Annotated in this window: 1 protein-coding gene; it reads right to left on the bottom strand. The window is 67.2% G+C overall.

Features of this window, described 5'->3' with window-relative positions:
* Positions 1–856: 856 nt before the first annotated feature.
* The coding region (locus tag EES42_RS44165; RefSeq protein WP_206434004.1) for a hypothetical protein at positions 857–1,307 on the bottom strand (451 nt) is incomplete at its 5' end.

The following is a 1,307-nucleotide window of genomic DNA, read 5'->3' as shown; positions in this document are numbered from 1 at the left end:
CCAGGATGCGGCGGGCGTCGTACTCGTCCAACAGCATCCCCCTCCCGGGTGCAGCGCCGTACGCGTGCCCGGTATCGATGCCGGGCACGCCTGGGTGGACGAAGATCCACCGGTGCAGGGCCAAACGGCCCCACGGATGCTGGCTAGGTGTGTTTGGCAATACGGGTATGGATCGGGGCATGAATCAGCAGACTCCCCCACCACCGCCCGTACCAAGGGCTTGCCCGGTACGGCACTCCGTCCGGGCCGGCCACGAAGCGAGGGCGTGAGCAGAGGGCCCGCAACTGCGGGCTCACCGCCTGCACCTGCGGCCGGGGCGTGCGCGTATGCATCACCTCACCGGGCGGTGAACCAGCGCGGCTCGTACGGTCGGTCGTGAGTGCCCTGACAGGACGGTGCTCATGGGGCCCCGCGGTCACTTCGCACGTTCCGCAGGGCCACCCCATCCGTCAGGTCAGAGCATCCAGAGTGAGCACCGGCCAGCCTGGCAGCGACGGCTCCCGCCAGCAGAACGAGGGCCGTCCACGGGAAGGATGACGGGCACCAAAGTCAAGGCATTCCAGCGCGTACTGCTGCTCAACCCTCTGCGTACGGTCCGCCGTCCTTCCCTCCTATCGACCCGGTGGCCCCGAACCGGGCCAGATGGCTGGAGCTGCCCCCTGCCGAAGCGCGAAGAGAGAAAATGCGGGCGAGGCCGGTACGGGACGCCGGGCACGGCAGAGCCAGGCTTACTCGCGATGGCGGGCGACTTCATCCACGCTCCACCCGACGAACTCCGCTACGTCCTCGTCCAGCGTGCCGGCCGACCCCAGCCAGTCCTGCAGCGCATCGGCGAGGCTGCCCGGAATCCGGCCGGTCAGACAGCTGCACATTCCTTACAAAGACCCTCGCCGTAGAAGCGGTCGCCACAGTTGGTGCAGTCGTTGATGTCGTCATCCGAAGGATCCGCTGACCGCTCTGCACCCACCTCGCTGGGGGAGTTCTGCACCTGCTGCGGAACGGTTGCCGACGCAGCGGACACCGCATGCTGAGGGACGACTGCGTCCCTCGAAACCACGGGCATCATGTCCGCTTGCCACATGACCTTGTTGAAGAACGTCTCGCCGATCGCGGAGAGCGGCAGGGTCCAGGGCCTGCCGAACGATTTGACCTCCCACTCGTTCGCCCGGGCCCGGTCCGCGGCAGCACTGATCCTGCCGACCGTGCTGTTCGCGGCCTGCCGCTTGGTCACGCCGCCACGCTGGTGGTACGCCGCTGAATCCTTCGTCGCTCGATAGATGAAGTTGAAGACCTGGCCGACACTGAAC

This window comes from Streptomyces sp. ADI95-17, assembly GCF_003846175.1.
Classification (GTDB): domain Bacteria; phylum Actinomycetota; class Actinomycetes; order Streptomycetales; family Streptomycetaceae; genus Streptomyces; species Streptomyces sanglieri.
Note: the sequence above shows the minus strand (reverse complement) of the source record. Positions and strands in the feature narration are given on the sequence as shown.